At 51.0% G+C, this 24711-nt stretch carries 25 protein-coding genes; 5 read left to right on the top strand and 20 right to left on the bottom strand.

Going from position 1 to position 24711, the window contains the following annotated elements:
* Window positions 1–2: 2 nt before the first annotated feature.
* Window positions 3–566 carry an elongation factor P gene (efp, locus tag ACZ52Z_RS19245; RefSeq protein ID WP_464268391.1) on the bottom strand — a complete coding sequence of 188 codons (564 nt, stop codon included), beginning with the start codon at window positions 564–566 and terminating at the stop codon, window positions 3–5.
* A gap of 180 nt (window positions 567–746) precedes the next feature.
* On the opposite strand from efp, the gene ACZ52Z_RS19240 reads away from it, so the two are divergent.
* From ACZ52Z_RS19240 to ACZ52Z_RS19220, 5 genes are all read left to right on the top strand, one after another.
* Window positions 747–1244: a metallophosphoesterase family protein gene (locus ACZ52Z_RS19240; RefSeq protein WP_464268390.1), complete on the top strand. Its 498-nt coding sequence runs from the start codon at window positions 747–749 to the stop codon at window positions 1242–1244.
* A complete protein-coding gene (locus ACZ52Z_RS19235; protein WP_464268389.1) occupies window positions 1241–1735 on the top strand; it encodes an HIT family protein in 495 nt (164 codons plus the stop codon). The genes ACZ52Z_RS19240 and ACZ52Z_RS19235 overlap by 4 nt, the downstream gene beginning before the upstream one ends.
* 12 nt (window positions 1736–1747) lie before the next feature.
* Window positions 1748–4414 (top strand): DNA mismatch repair protein MutS, encoded by a 2667-nt coding sequence (mutS, locus tag ACZ52Z_RS19230; protein ID WP_464268388.1) that lies wholly within the window; start codon window positions 1748–1750, stop codon window positions 4412–4414.
* 247 nt (window positions 4415–4661) lie between these two features.
* Complete coding sequence (locus tag ACZ52Z_RS19225; RefSeq protein ID WP_464268387.1) at window positions 4662–5282, top strand: tetratricopeptide repeat protein; 621 nt, start codon at window positions 4662–4664, stop codon at window positions 5280–5282.
* Window positions 5279–6529, top strand: a complete 1251-nt coding sequence (locus ACZ52Z_RS19220) for an N-acetylmuramoyl-L-alanine amidase (RefSeq protein ID WP_464268386.1) — start codon at window positions 5279–5281, stop codon at window positions 6527–6529. The genes ACZ52Z_RS19225 and ACZ52Z_RS19220 overlap by 4 nt, the downstream gene beginning before the upstream one ends.
* Window positions 6530–6841: 312 nt before the next feature.
* Here ACZ52Z_RS19220 and ACZ52Z_RS19215 read toward each other — a convergent pair whose 3' ends face one another.
* The 19 genes from ACZ52Z_RS19215 to ACZ52Z_RS19125 form a co-directional block, all read right to left on the bottom strand.
* On the bottom strand, window positions 6842–7261 hold the full coding sequence (locus tag ACZ52Z_RS19215; RefSeq protein WP_464268385.1) for a F0F1 ATP synthase subunit epsilon: 420 nt from the start codon (window positions 7259–7261) through the stop codon (window positions 6842–6844).
* A gap of 31 nt (window positions 7262–7292) precedes the next feature.
* Window positions 7293–8714 carry a F0F1 ATP synthase subunit beta gene (gene atpD / locus ACZ52Z_RS19210; RefSeq protein ID WP_464268384.1) on the bottom strand — a complete coding sequence of 474 codons (1422 nt, stop codon included), beginning with the start codon at window positions 8712–8714 and terminating at the stop codon, window positions 7293–7295.
* A 44-nt stretch (window positions 8715–8758) separates the two neighbouring features.
* Window positions 8759–9640 (bottom strand): ATP synthase F1 subunit gamma, encoded by an 882-nt coding sequence (atpG, locus tag ACZ52Z_RS19205; protein WP_464268383.1) that lies wholly within the window; start codon window positions 9638–9640, stop codon window positions 8759–8761.
* Window positions 9641–9658: 18 nt separating this feature from the next.
* Window positions 9659–11182 (bottom strand): F0F1 ATP synthase subunit alpha, encoded by a 1524-nt coding sequence (gene atpA / locus ACZ52Z_RS19200; RefSeq protein WP_464268382.1) that lies wholly within the window; start codon window positions 11180–11182, stop codon window positions 9659–9661.
* Between the two features lie 4 nt (window positions 11183–11186).
* The gene (locus ACZ52Z_RS19195; RefSeq protein ID WP_464268381.1) at window positions 11187–11735 is read right to left on the bottom strand and encodes a F0F1 ATP synthase subunit delta; all 549 of its coding nucleotides are present in this window, start codon (window positions 11733–11735) and stop codon (window positions 11187–11189) included.
* Window positions 11732–12481, bottom strand: coding sequence for a F0F1 ATP synthase subunit B family protein (locus ACZ52Z_RS19190; RefSeq protein WP_464268380.1), 750 nt, complete (start codon window positions 12479–12481; stop codon window positions 11732–11734). The genes ACZ52Z_RS19195 and ACZ52Z_RS19190 overlap by 4 nt, the downstream gene beginning before the upstream one ends.
* Window positions 12478–12909 (bottom strand): ATP synthase F0 subunit B, encoded by a 432-nt coding sequence (locus tag ACZ52Z_RS19185; protein WP_464268379.1) that lies wholly within the window; start codon window positions 12907–12909, stop codon window positions 12478–12480. The genes ACZ52Z_RS19190 and ACZ52Z_RS19185 overlap by 4 nt, the downstream gene beginning before the upstream one ends.
* A 226-nt stretch (window positions 12910–13135) precedes the next feature.
* On the bottom strand, window positions 13136–14128 hold the full coding sequence (locus tag ACZ52Z_RS19180; RefSeq protein ID WP_464268378.1) for an NAD-dependent epimerase/dehydratase family protein: 993 nt from the start codon (window positions 14126–14128) through the stop codon (window positions 13136–13138).
* A gap of 49 nt (window positions 14129–14177) precedes the next feature.
* Window positions 14178–15842, bottom strand: coding sequence for a fatty acid CoA ligase family protein (locus ACZ52Z_RS19175; RefSeq protein WP_464268377.1), 1665 nt, complete (start codon window positions 15840–15842; stop codon window positions 14178–14180).
* The gene (locus ACZ52Z_RS19170; protein WP_464268376.1) at window positions 15814–16689 is read right to left on the bottom strand and encodes an alpha/beta fold hydrolase; all 876 of its coding nucleotides are present in this window, start codon (window positions 16687–16689) and stop codon (window positions 15814–15816) included. Before ACZ52Z_RS19170 ends, ACZ52Z_RS19175 begins: the two co-directional genes overlap by 29 nt.
* 2 nt (window positions 16690–16691) lie before the next feature.
* Window positions 16692–17726, bottom strand: a complete 1035-nt coding sequence (locus ACZ52Z_RS19165) for a 3-oxoacyl-ACP synthase III (RefSeq protein ID WP_464268375.1) — start codon at window positions 17724–17726, stop codon at window positions 16692–16694.
* Window positions 17727–17766: 40 nt separating this feature from the next.
* Window positions 17767–18009 carry a YkvA family protein gene (locus ACZ52Z_RS19160; RefSeq protein ID WP_464268374.1) on the bottom strand — a complete coding sequence of 81 codons (243 nt, stop codon included), beginning with the start codon at window positions 18007–18009 and terminating at the stop codon, window positions 17767–17769.
* A 38-nt stretch (window positions 18010–18047) separates the two neighbouring features.
* Window positions 18048–18848: an enoyl-ACP reductase FabI gene (locus tag ACZ52Z_RS19155; protein WP_464268373.1), complete on the bottom strand. Its 801-nt coding sequence runs from the start codon at window positions 18846–18848 to the stop codon at window positions 18048–18050.
* Window positions 18849–19310, bottom strand: a complete 462-nt coding sequence (locus ACZ52Z_RS19150) for a 3-hydroxyacyl-ACP dehydratase FabZ family protein (RefSeq protein ID WP_464268372.1) — start codon at window positions 19308–19310, stop codon at window positions 18849–18851.
* Window positions 19310–20050, bottom strand: coding sequence for a 3-oxoacyl-ACP reductase FabG (fabG, locus tag ACZ52Z_RS19145; RefSeq protein ID WP_464268371.1), 741 nt, complete (start codon window positions 20048–20050; stop codon window positions 19310–19312). Before fabG ends, ACZ52Z_RS19150 begins: the two co-directional genes overlap by 1 nt.
* 56 nt (window positions 20051–20106) lie before the next feature.
* Window positions 20107–21522, bottom strand: coding sequence for a phytoene desaturase family protein (locus tag ACZ52Z_RS19140; protein ID WP_464268370.1), 1416 nt, complete (start codon window positions 21520–21522; stop codon window positions 20107–20109).
* Between the two features lie 29 nt (window positions 21523–21551).
* Window positions 21552–22928, bottom strand: coding sequence for a phytoene desaturase family protein (locus ACZ52Z_RS19135; RefSeq protein WP_464268369.1), 1377 nt, complete (start codon window positions 22926–22928; stop codon window positions 21552–21554).
* Between the two features lie 61 nt (window positions 22929–22989).
* Window positions 22990–23241: an acyl carrier protein gene (locus ACZ52Z_RS19130; RefSeq protein WP_464268368.1), complete on the bottom strand. Its 252-nt coding sequence runs from the start codon at window positions 23239–23241 to the stop codon at window positions 22990–22992.
* A gap of 181 nt (window positions 23242–23422) precedes the next feature.
* Window positions 23423–24670, bottom strand: coding sequence for a beta-ketoacyl-[acyl-carrier-protein] synthase family protein (locus tag ACZ52Z_RS19125; protein WP_464268367.1), 1248 nt, complete (start codon window positions 24668–24670; stop codon window positions 23423–23425).
* Between the last annotated feature and the right edge of the window lie 41 nt (window positions 24671–24711).

Raw genomic sequence — 24711 nt, 5'->3', positions numbered from 1 at the left:
CTTTACTCTTTTACCCTGGTAATATAGGTCCCGGTACGGGTATCGATCTGAATCTTATCCCCTTGTTCAACGAAGGGAGGAACCTGTAACTGGTATCCGGTTTCAACGGTTACTGGTTTGGTATCCGTGCCCGAGGTGTCTCCCTTGACCCAGGGATCGGCAACCGTAACTTCCAGGTTGACAAAGGTGGGCAGGCTAATATCAATCGGCCGCTCAGCAAAAAAGAGGACCTGTACCTCCATGTTGTCGACAAGATAGTTGAGGTTGTCACCGAGCTGCTCCTGAGTAAGAAATATCTGGTCATAGGTGGTCGTATCCATAAAATGATACTCCTCATCCTGAGCATACAGGAACTGCATGGTCCGTTCCTCGAGATTCGGCTTTTCAAATTTATCATTAGACCTATAGGTCTGCGAAAATTGATTGCCAGTAATCATGTTGCGCATCTTGGTACGATAGAGGGCCTGGCCTTTACCAGGTTTAGAGAACTCGAAATCAGTGACAATATATGGTTCTCCATCAATCTGAATCTTCAATCCCTTGCGCAGGTCTGACGCTGAATACATTGTTGTTATCCTTTCCATCATGTTTTATGGTTCACAAAAAAGAGTAAGCAGGCTATGCGGGTAGGGTGGAAGCTCCCTGCGCAGCACATCTCACTGTCTTTTTTCGTTTATCCTGGTATCACGGGCTATCTTTAATACATTTACCTCAACTCGACAAACGATTATCTGTTGCGTTCAGCCATGACCATTCGAGCCGGAATACTCTCCGACACCCATTTATTTCGTCCAGACAGCCGATTTAAGCGACAACTGAAGCAGTGTTTTCAGGACTGTCAGGTTATCATCCATGCCGGAGACATTACAGAACAAGGGGTCCTTGATGCCTTTGACGGAAAACGACTCTACGCCGTTCACGGCAACATGTGTTCCGCGCAGCTTCGGCGACAACTCCCCGAAGCCACCACCTTTTCTTTAGGTGATTTCACCATAGGTCTCACCCATGGCGCCCAACTGCGAGGTGATATCGAAAGCCGACTGTGGGAACTTTTTCCTGAAGCCGACTGCATGATCTATGGCCATACACACCGGCCTGTCTGCCACCGAATAGGACAAGCGCTGATTCTTAACCCGGGGAGTTTCAAAGGGACTGGCCGGTATGGAGCCCCCGGCACCTACGCCATCCTGCGGGCAGGAAAAACTCTGGAAGCGCAACTCTTTGAACTCCCATCCGTATTATGAAAACCCTGTGGACGCCCTGGCGGATGGAGCATGTTCTCGGCAATGCAAGACAGCCCGACGGCTGCATCTTTGAGCCTCCAGGTAATGGTAGATCAAGTAAGAGCCACTTATTGCTGTACCGCGACAGCAGTACGGTTGTCCTGCTTAATCGTTTTCCCTATGCAAACGGCCACCTGTTGGCGGCCCCCAGACGACACGTTTCTACCTTAGAAGACCTCACCTTTCAGGAACAGATGGGTATAATGCAAATCCTTACTCGTTGCTGCACTATCCTGCGCTCAGTGCTTAAACCTGAGGGTTTGAATGTTGGTTTAAATCTCGGCGAGGCAGCCGGAGCCGGGATTGCCGACCATCTGCATTTCCATATTGTTCCCCGCTGGGAAGGCGACCATAATTTCATGACTGTTTGTGCCGAGATACGCACCATACCCCAGCACATAGAAACCACCTTTGATAACCTTCTGCCATATTTTCATCCGCCAAAAGGCTGAGTATCAATCATCATGAGTAGTCCTGTAAAAATTACCCCCATGCTCCGGCAATATCTTGAGATTAAGGAAGCCTATAATGATGCCATTCTCTTTTACAGAATGGGTGATTTTTATGAGATGTTTTTTGATGACGCCGTCACTGCCTCCAAAATCCTGGGCATAACGCTCACTTCCAGAAGCCACAAAGACGATGCCAATAAAGTACCCATGTGCGGTATACCTTTTCATGCTCTGACCGGCTACCTGGGTAAACTTATCGCAGCCGGGCACCGCGTTGCTATCTGTGAGCAGGTAGAGGACCCGAAACAGACCAAAGGCATCGTAAAAAGAGAGGTGGTCCGGGTAGTGTCGCCTGGGGTAACCACAGATGAACAAATCCTTGATGAAAAGGCAAACCGCTATGTCTGCGCCCTGTCGGTTTCGTCCCGTATCGGAACCGGCAAACCGATTGGCCTGAGTTTTCTAGATGCATCCACCGGTGAATTTCTTGTAACCGAGATTTCCTTTACCGATGGCGAACAGCCAGAGTTACTGGATACCATGACCAGAATTGAGCCGGCCGAACTTCTCATCAGTGAAAATGCCAGCACAGCCCAGGACGAACTGGTCCATGCCATAACCACTGTCCTCCCCGCTCTTTGCATCACCAGACGTCCGGAATTCCATTTTGACGCCACCTCCAGCCGTACGACTCTGCTTGAACATTTCCACACCGCCAATCTCGCGGGATTCGGGTGTGACCATCTGAGTCGCGGAATTTCGGCTGCCGGGGCTTTGCTGGAATATATTCAGGATACCCAAAAAACTGCCCTTGACCACATCCAACAGCTCAAACTGCTCAACCAAACGGGTTTTCTCATTCTCGATGAATCTTCCCGCCGTAATCTTGAGTTAACAGAGACCATTGTCGGCGGACGACGAGAGGGGTCGTTACTTGCAACGTTGGACTTTACCGCGACCCCCATGGGAGCCCGATTGCTTCGCAAACGATTGCTTTATCCGCTACAGGACCAATCCCATATAGAAAAACGTTTGGCAGCGGTAGAAGAACTTGCTGAATCTGCGCGCGTGCGGAAGGAACTCTTGGCTCTGCTTTCAGCCGTGTATGACCTGGAACGGTTATGCAGCCGACTTGTCCTTGGTCAGGGGAACGCCCGGGATATGACTGCGCTGAAGATTTCCTTTGCCCAGCTGCCGACAATTCGCCAGGCCATCGAGCAGTGCTCCTGCTCCCTCCTTCGATCGATTCATACACAGCTGGACGATTTATCCGATCTGCACGAACTTATCGACAGCGCTATTCGTGAGGATGCCCCCGTGGGCCTGCGAGAAGGGCGCCTTATACAGGATGGATATAATCAAGAGCTTGACCGGTTATTAAGTATCCTTCGCAATGACAAACAGCTGATCCTTAATCTCGAGGCCACGGAAAGGGAGCGAACAGGCATTACCAAATTGAAAGTCGGCTACAATAAAGTGTTCGGCTACTTTTTTGAGGTGACCCGCACCCAATCAGAGGCGGTACCGGATGATTACATTCGTAAACAGACCCTGGTTAATGCCGAACGATTCATAACTCCTGAACTCAAAGAACTGGAAAATTCTATTTCCACTGCTCAGGAAAAACGGCTGGAAATGGAGTATGCGCTGTTTTCAGCGGTTCGCCATAGAATTGCCGACAACAGTAAACGCATACTTGCGGCCGCAAAACATGTGGCTCGCATCGACTTCCTGCTCAGCCTGGCCACCGCTGCTGTAAAGTATCGTTACACCAGACCGCGCATCAACAGTGATGAAGAAATTCGCATTCGAGAGGGCCGGCACCCAGTCATAGAAAGGTCTCTGGAGGCGGGACGTTTCGTTCCCAACGACATCAGCCTTGATCAGCGCAGCCACCAGGTCATTATTATTACCGGACCAAATATGGCGGGAAAATCCACTGTCCTGCGGCAAACGGCCCTTATAACCCTCATGACCCATATTGGCAGTTTTGTCCCTGCGGCATCAGCCAACATCTGCCTGGTCGATCGCATTTTCACCCGAGTCGGCGCCATGGATGACCTGCGACGGGGCCAGTCAACCTTTATGGTTGAAATGAATGAAACCGCTAATATCCTCAACAATGCAACTGAAAAAAGCCTGGTCATCCTCGATGAAATAGGCAGAGGCACGTCAACCTACGACGGTCTTGCCATCGCCTGGGCAGTTGTGGAAGCGCTGGTAAATAAAGCTGATAAGGGCGTGAAAACCCTCTTTGCAACCCATTATCACGAATTGACCGAGATGGCACAAAACCACCAGCGGGTAGAAAATTTTTCCATCGCTGTCAGAGAGTGGAATGATACCATTATCTTTCTTCATAAACTCACAGAGGGCGCGACCAACAGGAGTTACGGTATCCAGGTTGCCTCGCTCGCCGGCGTTCCCGAAAAGGTGACACAAAGGGCCTATGAAATCCTGGCTGCCATCGAAAAGGGTAATCACCATCATCTGCAACAGCCCGAATCATCATCTCCTCCACGTCCCATCGATCATGGTCCAGCCCAACTTTCGCTTTTTCACCAGGAACAAAGCCCCCTCCATGCCCTGCTGCGTCCAGTTAATCCCGATGAATTGACCCCAAGACAGGCGCTTGAACTCATCTACGAAGCATGCAGGTTACTAACCGACAGCAGATAACCCTGCCCAAGCAAGGTATGGACAAAGTCTACTGCCATGCGGTGAACAAAGGGCCGCAAGAGAGAAAAAGTACAAATTCTTTTACTGTACAGAAAGAATGCTGTATATTTCAACTGTAGCAGAGCATACGCCTGGATGAACAATGCCTGCATGCTGCCTGCAGCTCCCTGGACGGCTGAACATCTCACGTATCAACAAGTGATATGTCGCCTCCACGCCATATTTTTCGTTGAAACATTTTTTCATTATGATACATCGGCTGTCCGCAGATCATCGGCATTTCCTTACCATCCTCTCCGTGCAGGCTCTACTTCTTTTCATCATGAGCGCAACCAATCCCTGCCTGCTCCTTGCCAAAAATTTCGCTGCCATTAAGGACTCCCCCTCCTCGACGGCAAACGATGAACAATACAAGGCGGCAAAGGATTACTATTACCGGCTGGAAAGAGATGAAGTGTTGGGTCAGGAACGCAAAAACTGGTTGCGGGGAGTTCGAAAATTCAGAAAAATTTACCTTTCGCAGGTAAAAGGTCCGCTCGCCCCCTCAAGTCTCTATATGATGGGAAGGATGCAGTACAAACTGTACCAGCGTTTTCAACATCCAATCGACCTGGACGATGCCATTGGGTACTTTACCGATGTTGCTACTATTTTTCCAGATAATACCCTTGCCGATGATGCCTTGTTCAACACAGGGGAGATCTATTTACAGGACAAAAAGAACACCTCGCTTGCGGCAGAACGATACCATAAAATAGTTAACCGTTATCCTGATGGCGATCGGTATGCGAAAGCGATCAACAGGCTGCAGCAATTGGGGCTGGAGGGCAAAGCCAGTGGCGGATCTGCTCGTGGCACCAAAATTTGAAGAAAGATGATCTTGTCCATGTTCTTCCGGTAAAATACTGGTCATCAGAAGATTATAGCCGCGTCGTCATTCGTGCATCAGCACCGGTTCACTTCTCCTCCCAATTGCTGGAACCAAACGCCGATCAACCCAGAAGATTATTCATTGACTTCAGTCAAAGCTACATCCCACCACAATACAGAACGCCGGTACCTATTGAAGATGGCCTGCTCAAAAGGGTCAGGTCCGGGCAGTTTAGTGACGCTACGGTTCGGGTGGTCCTGGATATGGAGTCGGTCTCTGATTATAAAATATTCAGCCTCAACGATCCGTTTCGGGTGGTAGTTGACGTACATGGCGACAAACCCTCGTCGCCTTCACTTTCAGCTCGTCAGTTGCGAAAAGCCGCCCCACAAAGTAAACGGCCGCCGCGTGTAACAACCAAAAAACCGGAGGCAAAAAGAACACAACGAACCCAGAGTGCGCATACCTTTATCACGCTCCAGGATGAGAAGAAGAAAAAAGTCAATGCAATGCCAACCGTACCGCCTGAGCAATATTCTCTGGCCCAGCAACTGGGCCTAGGCGTGAGGAAAATCGTTATTGATCCAGGGCATGGCGGCAAGGATCCCGGTGCTATTGCCAATGGGTTAAAGGAAAAGGATATCGTGCTATCAATTTCCAAAAAACTGGCGCACACCCTGGAGAATACGTATGGCTACGAAGTCATGCTCACCAGGACAGAGGATGTATTCATCCCCCTGGAGGAACGCACAGCCATAGCCAATACCCAGAATGCCGATCTCTTCATTTCTGTCCATATTAATGCCCATAAGGACCGCACTGTAAAGGGGATCGAAACCTATTACCTCAACCTGGCAACCAACGCAGAAGCAATGCGGGTGGCAGCTCTTGAAAATGCAACATCCACGCACAGTATCGGAGAAATGCAGGATATTCTCTCCACACTTATGCAGAATTCAAAAATCAACGAATCCTCCCGGCTTGCACAGCATGTGCACGCTAAGTTGATCACCGGCCTGCAATCCGATTACCGTGTTCGCGATTTAGGGGTAAAACAAGCGCCTTTTTATGTGCTCATCGGTGCAGAAATGCCCGCTATCCTGGCAGAAATCTCTTTTATCTCTAACCCCGAAGAAGCGCGCTTACTCAAGGAACACGTTTATCAACGCACAGTTGCACAGCATATCGCCGCAGGAATAGTCACCTATATCGATCATCATACGACTGCCGCGCTTGAATTGTGATTGCTCGCGGGGTTTCACCCTCACGAACAAACCAACTGCCCATTCCCTTTCCAGCTTTGCAGTTCAGCCCCTCCCCTGAATTAACCAGTTGTTGTTTCATAGATCAGCACACAACCGTAAAGAAAGCTGCCTTTATGGAGGTTCAAAATCACGCTCCAGGCAGGGAAGCATGACTTGGCAAGGCGGAGGGAAATTACTGCTACCCTTTCAACAGACTATTTCGCCTGGAATGAGGAGAGGAGTGATGGAGACAAAAAAAAAGCTGCCTCGGTAAAAACCGAGGCAGCTTTTTTTTAATATATGGTGAGGATACTACGCGCCACGTGCAAGTTCTGCTGCACGTAATCTCGCCATTGCCCGTTGCAATGCTGCTTCTGCCCGGGCGCGGTTGATTTTCTCTGCTGACTGCTGCGCCTGGGCAAGACGTTTTTCCGCCCTTTCCTTTGCGTGCATAGCCCGGTCGACATCAATGTCCTTACCAAACTCAGCGCTTTCAACCAAAAAGGTTATTTTATTGTTGGAGACCTCTGAAAAGCCGCCACTGACCATGAGGTACCGTACCTGCTTCTCCTTTTTAAAACTAAGGGTACCGGTCTTGATGGTACTCAAAAAAGGGGCATGGTTGGCCAGGACGCCAAACTCACCGCCTACACCTGGAGCAGTGACGATGTCCACATCGTCACTGATAACAGGTCCGCTCGGTGTCACTACTTCAAGATGAATCTGTGCCATAAGAGTGTCCTCTGTTCAGCTCGGGCGGTTCTTATGCTGCAGCTTTCCGCGCTGCAGCCTTTTCTACGGCCTCATCAATACCGCCGACCATGTAGAATGCAGTCTCTGGCAGGTCATCGTGCTTGCCATCCAGGATTTCTTTAAATCCGCGCACAGTGTCTTCAACTTTACAATACTTACCCGGAAAACCGGTGAAAACCTCTGCAACATGGAACGGCTGCGAAAGGAATCGCTGGACTTTTCGAGCCCGGGCGACGGTAAGCTGATCTTCCTCTGAGAGTTCATCCATACCGAGAATAGCAATGATATCTTGCAATTCCTTGTATTTCTGCAGAGCAACCTGAACACCACGTGCAGTCGCATAATGCTCTTCACCAACAACGTTTGGATCGAGAATACGAGAAGTGGAGTCAAGCGGGTCAACTGCTGGGTAAATACCAAGCTCGGCGATCTGACGGGAAAGAACAACGGTACCGTCCAGGTGAGCAAAGGTCGTTGCTGGCGCAGGGTCAGTCAAGTCATCAGCAGGTACATAGACACACTGTACCGCAGTAATGGATCCTTTGGTGGTCGAGGTAATGCGTTCCTGCAATGCACCAAGGTCGGTTGCAAGGGTAGGCTGGTAACCAACAGCAGATGGAATACGTCCGAGCAGCGCCGATACCTCAGAACCAGCCTGGGTGAAGCGGAAGATGTTATCGACGAAAAAGAGAACGTCCTGGCCTTCTTCATCACGGAAGTACTCTGCAGCGGTCAAACCGGTAAGCGCAACACGGGAACGTGCTCCAGGAGGCTCGGTCATCTGACCATACACCAAGGCTGCTTTAGGCAGTACGCCTGATTCCTTCATTTCGTGGTACAGGTCATTTCCTTCTCGGGTACGTTCGCCAACGCCGCAGAAAACTGAAATACCACCATGCTGCATAGCGATGTTGTTGACCATCTCCATCATGATAACGGTCTTTCCACAACCGGCGCCGCCAAACAGGCCCATTTTACCGCCACGAGGGAAGGGAACCAGAAGGTCGATAACCTTGATTCCTGTTTCAAGGACATTAACCTCGGTATCCTGTTCTGTGAACGCAGGGGCAGGGCGATGGATAGGCATGGTTTTATCAGAAGAGATATCCCCCATACCATCAACAGGGCGTCCTACCACATTCATGATGCGGCCAAGAGAAGCCTCTCCCACCGGAATAGTGATCGGCGCACCGGTATCCCGAGCTTCCATGCCGCGAACCAGACCGTCGGTCTGATCCATGGCCACGGTTCGAACCACATTGTCACCCAGATGCTGTGCAACCTCACATACCAAGTTATCAGCTTCATCACTGATTGCCGGGTTGGAGATGAAAATAGCATTCATAATATCGGGCAGATCACCCGGTTCAAATTCAACATCAACTACAGGCCCAATGACCTGAATAATTTTTCCAACTCTCGAATCACCCATTTTGCATGGCCTCCTCTATCTTAAAAATACCCTGCGGCATCGCGTTAGCCTTTCAGCGCCTCGGCACCACCGACAATATCCATTAACTCGCCGGTAACGGCCGCCTGACGAGCTTTGTTATACAATTGCGTAAGTTCTTTAATCATGTCCTTACAAGCGTTGGTCGCATTGTCCATGGCGGTCATTCTGGCCGCATGTTCGCTCGCGCCGACCTCAAGCATGGCATGATACACCTGAACATTCAGGTAGAGTGGAAGCAGTACTTCCATTATCTCAGCCGGATCTGGCTCATAGATATATGATCCACCGGCAGCAGCACTTTCCTGAACCTCTTCACCCTCAGATTCCACAGGTTTGATGGGTAGGAGCTCTTCCCGCTCGGGCCGCTGCATGGCAACTGAATGAAATTTGCCATAAACAACGTCAACCTGGTCGCTCTCACCGGCTAGAAATGCCTCTGTGATATCTTGAGATATTTCCCGGGCATTAAAAATCTGGAAAGTTCCCATGATATCGTCATAGGTTTTACGAATTTTACCGGTCTTCTTGAAAGCCTGCGTTCCTTTCTTACCAACGGTAACAAAGCTTACATTCTTTCCTTCCGCTTCGTACTGGGCCGCCAGTTTTTCCACGGATTTAATTATATTACTGTTAAAGCTGCCGCAGAGTCCCCTGTCGGAAGTGACCACGACGATCTCCACCGTCTTGACCTCGCGCACTTCCATCAAAGGGAGATTGGCGTCTTCCATGCTGCCGGAAAGATCACGCATAGTATCTGCGAACTTTTCGGCATAGGGCCTGAAAGCCTCCATTTTCTCCTGGGCACCACGTAACTTTGCAGAAGCCACCATATTCATGGCCTTGGTGATCTGCGCAGTCTTTTTGACACCGCTTATTTTATCTTTGACATCCTTTAATCCAGGCATGTGATCCCATCCTTATGATTAATTCAGGCCCTTTGTTGCCTTGAAGGTTTCACCAAAGGACGTCAGTGTTTTCTTGATCTTATCCTCGATTTCAGGAGTGATTTCTTCCTTTTCCTTGAGCTCAGTAAAAATGGACGGCTCATTTGCTTCAATGTAGCCATACAGCTCCTGCTCGTAGTCAGCCAGGGTATCCACCGGAAAGGTATCAAGGTAGCCTTTGGTTCCGGCATATATGATCGTGACCTGCTTTTCCATGGGCAATGGCTGGTACTGAGGCTGCTTAAGGATTTCCACCAATCGCTCACCACGAGTAAGCTGGGCCTGGGTAGCGGCATCGAGATCAGAACCAAAACCGGCAAACGCTGCCAACTCACGATACTGGGCGAGGTCAAGACGCAACGTACCTGCAACCTGCTTCATGGCTTTCACCTGGGCAGCACCACCTACGCGAGAGACCGAAAGACCGACGTTAATCGCCGGACGAACACCTGCAAAAAACAGGCTGGGCTCAAGGTACACCTGACCATCGGTAATGGAGATAACGTTGGTCGGGATAAACGCGGAAACGTCACCGGCCTGGGTTTCGATAATCGGCAGAGCCGTCAGGGAACCGGCGCCAAGCTCATCGCTCACTTTCGCTGCACGCTCAAGCAGGCGGGAGTGGTTGAAGAAGATGTCGCCAGGGAATGCTTCACGTCCTGGAGGACGACGGAGGAGCAGAGAAAGTTCGCGGTAGGAAACAGCCTGCTTGGAGAGGTCATCATAAATGATCAAAGCATGCTGGCCATTGTCCCTGAAGTACTCGCCCATAGCACAACCGGCAAATGCTGAAACATACTGCATAGGCGCAGGGTCAGACGCACAGGCCGCGACAACGGTGGTGTATTCCATGGCACCATGCTTACGCAGAGCTTCAACCACCAGGGCAACGGTAGACTTTTTCTGCCCAATAGCAACATAGATACAGTGGACGTCGGTATCTTTCTGGGCGATTATCGCATCAACACAGAGTGCGGTTTTTCCGATCTGACGGTCACCGATAACCAACTCACGCTGTCCCTTTCCAACCGGTGTCATGGCGTCAACGGCTTTTGCCCCGGTGTAGCAGGGCTCATGCACACCCTTTCGTGCAATAACGCCAGGGGCCAGCACTTCCATTTTACTGAAATTTTTTGCTTCGATCGGCCCTTTGCCGTCGATGGGCTGGCCAATACCGTCAACAACCCTTCCTTCCATCTCCGGCCCAACCGGTACCTCGGCGATACGTCCGGTACGCTTGACGACGTCACCTTCCTTGATATCACGGACATCACCCAGGATTGCACACCCGACGTTGTCCTCTTCAAGGTTAAGCGCCAGACCGAAAATATTTCCCGGGAACTCCAGCAGCTCCATGGCCTGGCAGTTCTCAACACCGTAAACACGGGCAATACCGTCACCTACGGAGAGGACAGTTCCTGTTTCCTTCAAGTCGACATCGCTTTCGTAGCCAGCGATTTGATCCTTAATAATCTGGCTGATTTCTTCGGCTTTGATCTGCATTTGACTAATCTCTCCCCTTGATAGATTCCTTTAATCCATTAAGTTGTGTCTTTATACTTCCGTCCAGTACCAAATCACCAACCTTTGCGATGATACCGCCGATTATAGACGGGTCGACCTCGGTCTGAAGTATAACTTTGTTACCTGTTATCTTTTCTAAAGTAGCTTGTATTTTCTGCTGCAACTCACTGTCGAGTTCCACAGCAGAAATGACCGCACCATGACTGATGTTCTGATCCTGATCTACCATGACTTTCATTTCATGGGCCACATCAGGTAAAATATCCGCCCGCTTCTTTTCCACCAGCAGGGAAAGGAAACCGGACATGGTGGCATCGGCCTTCGCCTTTTCTGCTATTTTGGCCATCATTTTCTGCCGCGCTTCCAAAGGATACAGAGGGTTGGTTAAAGCTTCGCCCACCCCTCCGCTTTCTTCATCATACAGTGCAGCGATGGCTCCAAGCAGTTCACTATACTCCTCTGTTTTTCCCTGCTCCTTCCCTAAAGAAAAGAGCGCCTTTGCATAACGGCGTGCTAGAATCGTATTTCTCACTGTACCGCACCTACTCTTTCAAGGAACTGTTCTGTAATCGCCACCTGATCTGCTGAGGTAAGGTTGGTAACGATTAACTCCTCTGCCATTGCAGCTGCCTGTTCTGCGACTTCCTCGCGAAGCAGACGTTTTGCATCTTCCATCTCTCCCTGAATCGATGCTTCTGCCTGTCGCTTGATGTCCTCTGCAGCCTGTTCGGCTTCGATAAGAATTCGTTTCTTTTCGTTTTCAGCCTGAGAAATAGCCTTTTCCACTACCCGATCCATTTCCTGCTCCATTCCGGCCAGACGGGCTTCAAAAGCTTTGTACTCGGCCTGCGCTTCATCACGCTTTGCCTCAAGCTCCTGCAGTTCTTCCTGAATCTGTTTCTGGCGGCCGGAAAGACCGCTGGCAATGGGCTTGGCCAAAAACTTGACGAGAATTATAACCAGTGCAATAAAGTTGACTGTGCGCCAAAAAAGATCTTTCAGCTTCTCAGGAGAAAGGGAATTGCTTACGTGGTGACCCTCGCCGCCGGCAGCGTGGGCATCGACAGCCTCACTATGGGCACCAGCAGCGTGTGATTGATCAGCCGTCTGGTGCACCTCTTCCGCATGCGCGGCATGCTTGTCGACGGTTTCCTCATGCTGTACCGTGGCTGTTACCGCCTCGCCATGTCCTGACGCAGCAGTAGCGCTTGACACTGCGCCAAAGATCAACAACAGCAGCGAAATTGGTAATAATGTTCTTGCAATACGAAACTTCATGCTTCCAGACTCCTCCCAAGTATCTTTCCGGCCATTTCTTTTGCAAATCCTTCTATTTGCGTTTGCAAGTCTGACCTGGCAGAATCGACCTGCGTACGTATTTCCTTCATTTGCTTATCCCGTTCGCCATCTGACTCCTGACGAATTGCTGCAAGCTTCTCTGCACCAGCCGCCTGAGCGCCCGCACGGGCTTCGTCCAGCGCTTTTTTTGCCTTGGTGCTGGCCTCACGCATTTTTCGGTCTAATTCAAGCTGACGATTTCGAGCACGCTGCTCCAGCTGCGCCACCTCATCATGCATGGAATCGACTTTCTGCTTCCTTTTTTCCAGGATGCCAAGCACCGGTTTGTAAAGAATTGCATTGAGCACCACCATCAACACGATCATGTTGATGATATGTATTACCATGGTAATATCAATCGAAATCATCCCAATTACTCCTCATCTCAGAAAAAAAACAAGCCATAACTCGGAAGTGAATGGCGGTTCATAGTACGACAGGATTACTACTTAAAAATACTGCCGCTGTCAATTCATTTTAAATTAAATTTATATGTTTTTTCAGTTCTGCTTGCGTACGCTTCTTTTCTCCCAGGAAACACCCTTTTAATGATACCCGTCAGTAATAACATCTTGAAAACAAGTACATCTATTGTCATCCCTCTTCGATCCACGCTACCAGACGCTGCATCCCTTCTGCAGTGCTCACCTGTTCGCTGTAACCGAGCAGGGCAGCAAGTTTTTCATGGGTAAACCAATGGGAATGGGCTAGCTGGTGGGCCAGAAACCTCGTCATTTTCGGTTCACGCGTTATGCCGGCAGCCCTATATACCACCTCAAGCAACCATCCTGCCATGTAGGCCGTCGTAAAAGGTATTTTTTTATCCACCGGATCGATTCCTACTTTGGCGAAGAGACCATTGATCCATTGCCACAGGTTCACCGGAACCTCCTGGCCAATGAAAAAGGCCTCGCCACCGGCACTGCCAGATTGATGCAGATTTTCGGCGCCAAGCAGGTGCGCATGGACCACATTGTCAATATAACTTATATCTACCTGGTTGTGGCCATTTCCAACAATAGCGAGCGATCCCTGCCTCCCCCTCTCCAGGATTCTCGGGATCAGGTGTCGGTCTCCCGGCCCCCAGACAAGATGTGGCCGCATGGCGATGGTTCGCAGGCGTGGACCATCTGCGGCGAGCACTGTCTTTTCCGCCACTATCTTACTGGCTGCATAATGGCAAAGAGGTTGCGACGCATAGGGTAGCTGTTCACTTCCTCCTTCAATGGGGGACCGGTCAAACACCACGGAAGGAGTAGAAGTATAGACAAGTGCATGCACTCCGGCATGCCGACAGGCGTCAACGATGTTTTCCGTTCCCTGGGCGTTAATCGAAAAATAATCTTTCCTCTTCCCCCATATTCCGGCCTTGGCAGCGACATGGAAAACCGTGTCTTTCCCCCTGCAGGCGAGGCGGAGAAAATCAAGGTCACGAATGTCTCCCTGATGACCTTCCACGCCGATTGCCTCCAGATCCGGATACCTGTTGCGACCGACCACACCAACGTCAAATCCTTTCTTCAGTAGGGCGTGGACTATGGCCTTGCCAATAAACCCTCCGCCACCTGTCACCAGGACTTTCTTCATTCGCTACCTCACCTCTCTGGCAATGACCTGACCAGGTCACCTTTCTCTATCAACAGTGTCGATACCGGAGTTTTCTTTCTGCCCAAAGAGCAAGTTTTTCCCGAAAAATTTTCGCGTTGTGTCGTATATCCACCGGAAATTTTGTGTGGATTAAAAATGTCTCGATTTCCGCTGTCAATGGATTGGCTGCAGCCAATGTTTCCAGGTCATGGAGCAAACGCTGTAGATTGGTAACTTTCCCTATCGGTTCCACGATTACAACCGGTCGCTGGCAGCCGACCTTACCCACTCCCACTAGCGCTGAGCGGTACACTTCGGGATGCTCGTTGAAGATTGCCTCACAGGGAATGGTGTAGAGAATGCCCCGGGCACTCAAAACCCGATGTGCCTTTCTTCCGCAAAACCACAATCTGCCGTGCTCGTCCAAATACCCCATATCTCCCATCCGATGCCAGAACCCATCATCATCGGTAATCTTGGAATACTCAGTCTCCAAGGTATTGTTGTCATAGGCTCGGGTGACCACCGGACCTTTGACCGCAATCTCTCCGATCGTAAACGGGGGTTGCTCAGCCACCTCCCTCCAATGGCGCAAAGGGCCATCAACCGGGGCGATGATGGTGATCGCTATACCCGGCAGCGCCCTGCCTACACACGTCCCCTTCCCCTTGCGGGTCTTTTCCCACGTTTCTTCAACCACCTCACGCCCTTCAATAGCCGCCACTGGCAACGATTCGGTGGCCCCATACGGAATAAAAATTTCACCGCCCTCAGGCATGAGTCGCTGCAATTGTTTTATAAGGGCTCCTGGTACGGGTGCTCCGGCCATGAGAATTTTCTTTACCGGAAGTTGAACTCCATGCTGTTCGCAATACCTGCCCACCACGCGCCAGATAGCTGGCGAGCCGAAGGAATAACTCACTCGGTAGCGCATCAATGAAGCAACAAAGGTCTGGGGGTCGACCTTGGCCGGTCTTGTAGGGTCCATGTCGGGAATAACAGCGGTAGCCCCCAGGGCAATAGAAAAGAGGCCGAATAACGGGAAGCCAGGCTGGTCCACGTCACCGGAGGCGATGCCAAAATAATCGCGAATAAACTGCAACTGGGTATGAAAGATGCCGTGGGTATACTGCACTCCCTTGGGTGGTCCGGTAGAACCGGTGGTAAATATTATGGCAGCGAGGTCGTCAGCTGTTGCGCTAAAGTGCCTCCCTTGGCAGTTGGTAACGCCGTCCCTGGTGCTACTGCCCACATCGACCTGCGGACCCGACCACCCCACCAACGTGCCAACACATATCCGTTTGCGCAATGAAGCAAAAGGGCGGGGGAAAAGTTTACTGAAAATGATGGCTTTGGGTATGCCCACCAAAATGTCGGGGCGCACCGATCCGATACAACGCAACAGGTTCCTATAGCCCATTCCTGGATCAATCAAAATCACCACCGCTCCCAATTGAAAAAGAGCGAATGTTAGGCAGATGAATTCCACCGATGGGCGAACCATCAGCATTACCCGATCGCCTCTGCCTACCTCCTGCGCATCAAGCTGACAGTTCAAGGTTCGTGCAATATGGGCCAGTTCAACAAAAGACCATGTCTGCCACCTGCCCCGAACAGGGGCGGCCAAACCGATTTTTCCCTCCATTTTATCGGCAACCTGGTCCAGAACATTGCCTATGTTGTAATCAGCCATGGTTTGCGTATTGCCGGTCAAGAAAACTTCTGACCAAAGGAAGAATCGAAGGCAGCGCGTCCTCCAGAACATAATGGCCGGCCTCTGCAAAAAAATGGGCCTCGGCGTCAGGAAATCGTGCTTGCCACTCGGTATAGAAATGTTTGGTAAAACAGAAATCCTTCCCCCCCCAGCAGATAAGCATGGGATGTTCTTTGAGCAGCTCAAGCGAGCGCTCCACCTCCACCAGAGTCCTCCAGGATGGATGGCCGGGTTGCAGGGGAATATCCTGAACAAATCGCAGCAAGGCGACTCTGTTGCGCCAGGAATCGTAGGGTGCGAGAAAACCTGCGGCAACCTTTGCGTGCATTTTTCGACAAACTGCCATATGCACGGCTGCCCGGGCAAAACCGTTGAGTCCCCGCACCACAAAATCACCAATCAACGGCCAGCGGCATACGGCAATCCGAAAAGGCATCCGCCGGGACCGAAAAGCGGCTGTATTCAAAACCACCAGTCCTTTGACCAGGCCGGGATGTCGCCCTGCCCAACCCATACCGATGGCCCCCCCCCAATCGTGGACAACCAGGGTACATTCCTCAACCTCAAGCGCAGACAGCAAGGCCTCCAGATTTGCGATGTGCTGTGAGAGTACATAGTCATACTCCTGCGGTTTGTCTGAGTACCCGCAACCGATATGGTCAGGAACGATGCACCGGTAATTGCGAGCAAGATCGACGATCAGATTGCGATACAGGTATGACCAGGAGGGATTTCCATGGACACAGACGACCACAGGCCCCCGCCCCTCGTCAAGATAGGCCATTTCCCCGCCATCAACCTTGATCCGCTTGGGCTGAAAAGGATATTCTGCGTGCTGTTCAATCATATCTACCATCGGATGCCAAGCATCAGTGAATTGATGCCCGAGCCAATACCCAGCAGCGCCGCCTGTTCCCCTGACTGGAGTTTTCCCTGTTCTATGCCCATGGCCATGGTCAAGGGAGCCGATACTGACCCTACATTGCCGAGGATCGGTAACGTCTCAAAATTTTTGGCCGGATCCAGAGCAAGCGTGTGAAAGAGGGCCTGAGCGTGTGCTTTACCGACCTGATGACAAAAGAATCTATCCACACTCCCTGCCGACCAGCCGAGCTGCTGCTGAAAACCCTGCCAGCAATCAGCGGCGGTGGCAATACCCTGGCGCAGTAATTCTTCGGAATCAGTGGCCATCAAGGTCCCCTGCTCGGCATTCTGCCCACCCTGACAGAGACGGTTATGCGCCGTGTTGGCCCGACAGTAACCGCCAGCCAGATAATGACCGGTGTCGACCCATCGTTTGTCCACCATCACCAGAGCTACAGCGCCGGAGCCGATAGTCAGAGAGGCAAAGAGCGGCTTAACACTCTTTCTTGTCAAGCGCTTTTCTGTTAACAGGTGATCGATGGTTGACCCGACCAGGTCCTCAGCCGTCTCCCCGGCCACCACCAGCCCGGCGCGCACCTGACCGAGTTCAATCATATTGGCAAGCATGGTCATGCCGTTGAGAAAACCAAGGCAGGCATTGGAGAGGTCAAACACCTGGCAGGCGGGAGACAAGTCGAGCGAATGATGAACAAAGGCAGCCGTTGCCGGTTCCATCATGTCCCGACTCACCGAAGAAAAAATAAGACAACCGATCTCCTGCGGGTCGATCGCGGCCCTTTCCAAAGCGGCTTTGCCTGCCAGGGTCGCCCCTTCACTGGGTTTGGTTCCCTCGTTCCAGAGGCGCCTGCGAGTAATACCACTCATCAACTCCAATCGTCCACGAGGCAATTTGAGTCGATCATAGACTTCGGCAAGTCGCTCCTCAATGGCATCAGAGGTCAAAACATTGGGTGGAAGCGCATAGCCAAAATCGTGCAGACAAACATTTGAAAAGAGCATGCTGAGTCGATCAAAGAGTATTTGAGTGAACGGTGCTGTGTTATTCTTCGGTTACCTGGAATTTTTGTGCCCAGGTGATCAGGAAGGCTGCAAGAGCGACATCGTCCAACACCCCAACAACCGGAATCCATTCCGGGATCAAATCGTAGGGTGAAACCGTATAGAGAAGACCGAGGGCCAGGATTACCTTGACATACCATGGTGTTTGCCGTGAGGTAAACACTGCCCAGGTATGTTTTAGCATATGTACCAACCGCTGCACCAGGTTCATCTGCGGTTGCATAGTTTTTCTCCTGTTCCTTTGCGTTTCCTGCAGGCTGGCTAACTGACAGCTTTGCTGACAATGTCTGCGTCAAAATAATTCATTCCCATGCCGGCATCCACCACCACACACTGTCCGTTGATCCCGGATGATCGGGGGGACAGCAAAAAAGCGGCGGTATTTGCAGCTTCTTCGGTCCGCAGGGCTTTCTTCCTGAGGGTTGCCTTCTCAGCAAAAAGGTAGGAATCAATGTATCCCGGGATTCCTGCTGAGGCCGACGTTTTCAACAACCCCGGACAAACGGCATTAAAACGTACCTCGGAAAAGGCGGAAAAACTTTTGGCCAAAAAGCACACCGATGACTCCAGCGCCGCTTTCACCGGTGCCATGTAGCCATAATTTTCCGCTGCCATACGGGTACTTGAGATGGAAATGGTGACCAGGGAAGCGTTTGGGGAAAGCAACGATTGAAAATGATTGGCAATGGAGATAAAGGAAAAACAACTGATATCCACCGCCTCGAGGAAATCTTTTTTCAAGGTTGCATGAAACGGTTTAAGTCCTTCCGAATAATTGGCAAAAGCTATGGAATGAACAATTCCATCTATGGGGCCTGCTATTGCCGTCCTGATCTGCTCCTTGACCTGAATGATATTTTCCTCCTCCGCGACATCACAGAGGAAGACCCGGCTGTCGGGAAAAAGTTTTGCTGCAGTCTCTGCCCGCTGCTCACTTCTCACCACATGGATGACCTCTGCCCCTGCCTGGACCAGTACGCGACCGATACTGCAGGCAACGGATTTCTTATTGGCCAAGCCAAAGACCACTATTTTTTTACCGTCTACTCCCAGAAAATCCACTTACTCCCCTTTTAATGCACAAGCAAATTCCACCTGCACGGCGACTTTTCCGCCGAGTTTCACACTTCCCTTCATAAACCACGCACCGGCAAGCTTTTCCGTCAGCCGTGCCTGGATTTCTATATTATCTCCGGGCTTAACCTCCCGCTTAAATCGAGCACCAAGGATACGGGTCAGTACCGGCACCCCTTCGGATCCCACTGGTGGATCACCCGCAGTCTGATGAGAGTGCTGCATTTCGCTGATATAAACGGCACCTGCCTGAAAAACTGCCTCACACAAAAGCACCCCTGGCATAATCGGATAATCCGGATAATGGCCCTGCAGGATATCAAGATCTTCCGGGATGCGCTTGGTGGCTTGAATACCCTCCTCTGTTATGGCCTCCACCCGGTCAAGCCAGAGAAAGGGTGGTCTATGAGGGATGCGGGAGCGAATATACTGTTCATCTGCAGTCACCATTACAGTCCTCCGGTAACCTCGAGTACAGCACCGTTAATATAGGCTGCCTTATCACTGGCAAGGAAAAGAGCCGCGTCAGCCACCTCCTGGGGGGTACCAAAACGGCGTTGAGGCACCATTTTTTTGTACTCTTTGACCTGGCTTTCCGTCAGGTCCTCAATAAAATCGGTGGCAATAAATCCTGGAGATATACAGTTGACGGTAATTTTTCGTTTGCCCACCTCCCTGGACAACGATTTCATCAGGCCGACCTGGCCAGCTTTGGATGCCGCATAATTGGCCTGCCCGGCAAAACCCAGCTGCCCCATGGGTGAAGTAATGAAAAGTATCCTGCCGTACTTTTGTTTCAGCATAAGGGGGAGAGCACATTTGGACATGGTATACCCGCCGGTGAGATTGACATCAATAACCCGTCGCCAGTCCTCTTCCCTCATCATGGCCAAGACTGCATCTCTCCTGATCCCGGCATTGTTCACCAGAATATCCACTGTATCGTACTGCTCTTCCACCCATAGAAAAAACGCCTCAACCGCGGTATAATCACTCACATCCAGCTGACGAAGATGCAATCGGTCTGCGTGGTGTGCACATGCCTGTTCCAGAGTTTTGGCGGCGGTACTGTTTCCGCCATATACCCCCAGCACCTGGGCGCCTTCCTCCAACAGGGCCATGGTGATGGCCTTGCCGATTCCACGGGTGGCTCCTGTGACTACAGCTCTTTTTCCTTGAAATTCACCCATATTTGCTTCCGTCCCTTTTGTGGTGGGATGATGAGATTAGTATAAAGGGAAGATGGCTAGGCAGACCGTTCCCGCAGGTACCCGTCAACATCATGGGCAGCAATGACTCCGTAATTGATGGCCCCCAGCCAACCACTCATGATGATTCCCACAGAACCGACATGGTAAAGGCCTGGTATCTCTTTGTGGAGTGAGCGGGAAACATCAAGTCCAGCAAATTTCGTTCCGAAAGAGGTCCCTCGGGTGTGCAGAGTGTAGCGATGAAAGGTTCGCGGAGTTGCCGATTCCACAGTATCCACCTTGCCTCGGATGTCCGGCACGTACCGTTCAAGATCAACGAAACAACGTTCTATCATGGCCTGTTTTTCGAGCTGATAGTCAGGAGGAGTCAATTCAGCCCAATCAGCATAGTTGGCGTTCATCGAGGCGACAATGGTATAGTCGGGGTTATCCGGCCGAGTCTTGGGATAGTAAACCGAAAAGGTCCGACTACGTGTCTGCATGTCGCGCATCTCTTCTGCCGAGTATTCGGGAGCGGTTGAGGTGAACAGCAGGTCGCCGATATCCTCGATCGTTTCTCCTTTGCGAATACCGAAATATACCTGGCAACTGGAGTTATTCACCTCAACGGTATCAAACTGGGCGAGAAAAGCAGGTGAAAAATTGTCCCGTCCTGCCAGATGATCGATGGTGTTGGTAATTCCAGCATTGGAAATCACTGCCGCCGCACCGACTTCCTGCCCATTAACCACCACGCCACAGGCCCGGCCATTGTCTACCAGAATACGCTCGACCTTTGCTCCGGTACAGAGCGTTACGCCCTTCTCCTGCAACTCTTTCGCCATCAGTCCGATCAGCCTATCCGTTCCTCCTTCAAACGTATAAACGCCTCTGTTCATGAAGTTGGAGAAAACTATGCCATAGGTAATTGCCGGTTCATCGAGAGTGGAGCCGTTTGCGTAGGAGATAGGCTCCATCAAGAGACGATGGACGTCAGAACGGCCGGGAAAGAACTGATCAAACAGTTCCCTCGTGGTCATGGATTGATCATCATAGAAGTTCATTCCCTCAACAGTGGAAAAAAACGCCTTTACCGTCTGTTCGTCAATGGCAAAAACCTCTTGGAGAATCCGAATAAAATCTTCCTTACTGAAGGTTGTGGTGAGGGAAAACTGGGGATTATCAAAAACGATTTTCGGCAGTTGCACGATGGAATCCCGGATCGTCCGGCCCCAGTACTTTTTACAGGTTTTCACCATCCCGTAAGGAAACCCATGCAGGGAGACATCAAAAATATGCCCTCCACGCTTAAACCATGTGGCCAGACCGCCAAGCTGAACGTGATGCTCCAGCAGCAATACCCTGTGTCCGGCACTTGCAAGCCGATTTGCACAGGTCAGGCCACCGAGACCGGATCCGACAACGATGGCATCATAAGATTTTTCCAATGCAGCAAACGATGCGTATTTCATATATATTCTTCCATTAGCCGGTAAAGTGCTCAGGAGAGAAGGTGTTTATTCACCACAGTCACTCCACTGAGCATGGCGCCAACAATGCCCAAGTACCCCTGATCGGTTCCGGCAATAAACAAGTTCGGCCAGGGTGTTCTTCCGTCCTTTACCTTAATGGGGCTTCCATAAATCGCCCCTTCCGCCTTTCGTGTAAATCGCTCCACTGTAAGCGGTGTAAAACTGTCCTGGGAAATAATATGCTCCCTGTAGGGGCCGATAATTTCTTCGCTGGTCTGAATTGCGGCGTCGGTCCACTCCGCCTTCAGCTGGGCATATGCTGCGCGCTTTTCATTTTTCCACAACGCATAGTTGGCCGAGTTAGTATTGCGAATCTGAAATCGGTCGCCCTGGGGCAACCCCTGAAAATGCTCCGGAAAACAAACAACACCCCAGGAGAGGTCGACATGGGTTGCAGGTCGTTGATAATGCAACTGCTCCTGCTGATTGTAGAAAATAATCGTTGAAGTGGTATCAAGGTGTCCTCGGGCATTGCCGTCTACCAAGGAGACGGTCTCCATGAAACTCATCCGTCCTCCGTATGCCGGCTTGGGCAGCTCCCATCCGCTCAACTCAATGGTCTCAGACATCCCAACGGTTGACAGCACGGCATCTGCGGTGATCGTTTCACCACTTGTCAATCGGACACCGCTCACTCGCTCTCCCTCTCTGCATATTTCCTCTACCAGGGAACGATACCGAATCTGTCCGCCGAATCGTTGGTACTGTTCCAGCAACATTGTCAGAAATTCCCGTATGGTCCCCTCCGGCCGAAAAAAACCTTCTTCAAAAATAGAGCGAAACATGATGACGAACTGCCCCAGCTCCATGTCGTGTTCCTCGGCATTTCCATACACCATCAACGGCAGGAGGAGCATTTCCGTCAGCTGCGGATGGTCAAGAGTCCCAGCGAGAAAACTCCTTGCGGATTTCCATGGTGCGGGACAAAAGGGATCATAGGCAGCGATCGCTTTTCTCAAGGAGATAAATCGATCTACGGCCTCAGGAAAAACGCGCGCAACTTCCTCGATGAAAAGACGCGGATCGTTGGAAAAAGCGAGAGAAACGCCAGGGAAACGTATCTCCGACTTCACCTGCTCATGGGTGGCAAAGGCTTTTCGGGGAAGCTTGAGTTGGCGAAAAAGAAGGTTGAGCGGAGCACGCTTGTCGCCCGGAGCCGCATAATTGGTCATTGCGTGCAGACCGGTTTCCAGGATTTCTCCCTGTCGGTAGTAATAGGAATTCAGCCCTCCTGGTATGGTGTGCTGCTCAAGCAAAAGCGTCTTTATCCCAAACCGGGCAGCACGAATGCCTGCAGCTATACCAGATAGTCCTCCGCCAATGATAACCAGCTGATATTCAGCCATAGAAAGTGGTAAAAAGTAGAAGGAGGGGGCAAGGGCACGGGACGCTCTACCGCCTCTTCGCTCAGGCGTCTTTCAGTTTCGGCTCCAAATAATTGATACAACTTGTCAATGTGGCCAGTTCCGGATACTCCTCCTCCGGAATCTGCAATTGATAGCGCTTCCTCAGCTCCATGACGATGTCCAAAAAATCCATGGAATCCAGATCCAACTGATCGCGAAGTGGTGCGTCGGCATCCAGGTTGTCGAACTCTGCTTCTTCGTCTATATCTTCTATAATTTCAAGGATAACGTCCTTGATCTCGTCCCGTGTCATAACCCATTCCTGGTGCTTGAAAAAGAAAATTGCCAATCGAATCCGTACCTCTGCTCTGTCAGGGTATTCCTAAGGACGCTTGAGCAGCAGTGGGTTCCCATGCAATCATAATCATATTACTCCCCCCTGTCTGCTAAACGGGACAAGGGAGACAAAACGGAAATACATACCATAAAACGGTTCAACCTGCCACAAATCTCTTGACAATCACCACCGAATTTATCCCCAGCATGCCGAAAGAATTATTTAAAATGGCATCAACCCGATCAAGTTGCACCGGCGTTCCGCTGACCAGTCCAGGCAAGTCACACTCTGGATCAACCTGATCAACATTGATGGTCGGGTGGACGAGGTGGTCGGTAAACGCAGGCAGATTGCCAGCAAGCTCCAACACCCCTGCGGCCCCCATGGCATGCCCAATACTGGATTTAGTGTTATTGATATAGGTGGAACCACTACCGGCAAACACCTTTCTTATGGCCGAACATTCTTCTACATCCCCTTGACGGGTACCGGTAGCATGGGTGTTGAGAATAGTGATGTCCGTTGGCCGCATGCCGGCGCGCTGCAGAGCCATCTCCATACACTCTTGCTGACGGGGACCATAGGGCAGTACGAAATCCCTGGCGTCAGAATTCATCCCATATCCCGCAAGTTCTCCATAGATGGAGGCTCCTCTGGCGAGTGCCTTATCGAGCCGTTCCAAGGTGAACACGCACCCCCCTTCGGAGATAACAATTCCGTTTCTATCCATATCAAAAGGGCGACTGGCGCGGGTGGGGTCAGCATGTTCGGCCAATGCTCCCTGGGATTTGAAAGAGGCAAAGATACCGAACGAATCGGTACATTCGGAAATACCGCCGCAAAGGGCAAAATCAACTTCTCCCAAACGGAGCATTTGCGCCCCCTGAATGAGAGCGGCATTGCCGGCTGCGCATGCCGCCCCAATGGTATAATGAGGACCGGTAATGCCAAGATTCATTGTAATCTCACCGGCCGGGTTATTCAGTACCGTCCGCGGATTATGGTGATGGGTCCAGTAATCAACGTTGTACTCATACTGGGAAATATTGTAGACTTCATTTTCCGTCTCTACGGTACCATGCTCGGTGAGGCCAAGATATACACCGGTTGCTCTCCGGTCATACTCCGCAAAGGTGATACCGGCATCCTGCAACGCTTCATTGGCACAGTACACGGCAATGCACCCAGCCCGGCTTCCACGCTTATTCTCTCTTTTTTTACGGTATCGTGTCTCCTCAAATGTACAGACACCAGCCGGATGGACCCCCATATACCGAAGATCAAGGGTGGATATACCGCTTTTTCCGGCCAACAAGTTGGCTCTGAACTCAGCCAATGACGAGGCTCCAGGTGCGGCCAAGCCGACCCCTGTGATCACTATACGTTGCGAATCAGACTGTTGCATAATGTAGAAGTACTATTAATGGTTACGCTGCACAGCTCGGT

The sequence above is a fragment of the Desulfogranum aggregans genome, from assembly GCF_055398265.1.
This window is presented reverse-complemented; position numbering and strand designations above follow the sequence as displayed.

Coding starts and splice junctions, on each gene's coding strand:
- ACZ52Z_RS19185 (WP_464268379.1), bottom strand. CDS start 12,909: ATGATTTCGATTGATATTACCATGGTAATACATATCATCAACATGATC.
- mutS (WP_464268388.1), top strand. CDS start 1,748: ATGAGTAGTCCTGTAAAAATTACCCCCATGCTCCGGCAATATCTTGAG.
- atpD (WP_464268384.1), bottom strand. CDS start 8,714: ATGGGTGATTCGAGAGTTGGAAAAATTATTCAGGTCATTGGGCCTGTA.
- ACZ52Z_RS19140 (WP_464268370.1), bottom strand. CDS start 21,522: ATGAAATACGCATCGTTTGCTGCATTGGAAAAATCTTATGATGCCATC.
- fabG (WP_464268371.1), bottom strand. CDS start 20,050: ATGGGTGAATTTCAAGGAAAAAGAGCTGTAGTCACAGGAGCCACCCGT.
- ACZ52Z_RS19215 (WP_464268385.1), bottom strand. CDS start 7,261: ATGGCACAGATTCATCTTGAAGTAGTGACACCGAGCGGACCTGTTATC.
- ACZ52Z_RS19235 (WP_464268389.1), top strand. CDS start 1,241: ATGAAAACCCTGTGGACGCCCTGGCGGATGGAGCATGTTCTCGGCAAT.
- ACZ52Z_RS19150 (WP_464268372.1), bottom strand. CDS start 19,310: ATGGTGACTGCAGATGAACAGTATATTCGCTCCCGCATCCCTCATAGA.
- ACZ52Z_RS19180 (WP_464268378.1), bottom strand. CDS start 14,128: ATGAAGAAAGTCCTGGTGACAGGTGGCGGAGGGTTTATTGGCAAGGCC.
- ACZ52Z_RS19170 (WP_464268376.1), bottom strand. CDS start 16,689: ATGATTGAACAGCACGCAGAATATCCTTTTCAGCCCAAGCGGATCAAG.
- atpG (WP_464268383.1), bottom strand. CDS start 9,640: ATGCCTGGATTAAAGGATGTCAAAGATAAAATAAGCGGTGTCAAAAAG.
- ACZ52Z_RS19165 (WP_464268375.1), bottom strand. CDS start 17,726: ATGCTCTTTTCAAATGTTTGTCTGCACGATTTTGGCTATGCGCTTCCA.
- ACZ52Z_RS19130 (WP_464268368.1), bottom strand. CDS start 23,241: ATGACACGGGACGAGATCAAGGACGTTATCCTTGAAATTATAGAAGAT.
- ACZ52Z_RS19190 (WP_464268380.1), bottom strand. CDS start 12,481: ATGAAGTTTCGTATTGCAAGAACATTATTACCAATTTCGCTGCTGTTG.
- ACZ52Z_RS19135 (WP_464268369.1), bottom strand. CDS start 22,928: ATGGCTGAATATCAGCTGGTTATCATTGGCGGAGGACTATCTGGTATA.
- ACZ52Z_RS19160 (WP_464268374.1), bottom strand. CDS start 18,009: ATGCAACCGCAGATGAACCTGGTGCAGCGGTTGGTACATATGCTAAAA.
- ACZ52Z_RS19240 (WP_464268390.1), top strand. CDS start 747: ATGACCATTCGAGCCGGAATACTCTCCGACACCCATTTATTTCGTCCA.
- efp (WP_464268391.1), bottom strand. CDS start 566: ATGTATTCAGCGTCAGACCTGCGCAAGGGATTGAAGATTCAGATTGAT.
- ACZ52Z_RS19225 (WP_464268387.1), top strand. CDS start 4,662: ATGATACATCGGCTGTCCGCAGATCATCGGCATTTCCTTACCATCCTC.
- ACZ52Z_RS19125 (WP_464268367.1), bottom strand. CDS start 24,670: ATGCAACAGTCTGATTCGCAACGTATAGTGATCACAGGGGTCGGCTTG.
- atpA (WP_464268382.1), bottom strand. CDS start 11,182: ATGCAGATCAAAGCCGAAGAAATCAGCCAGATTATTAAGGATCAAATC.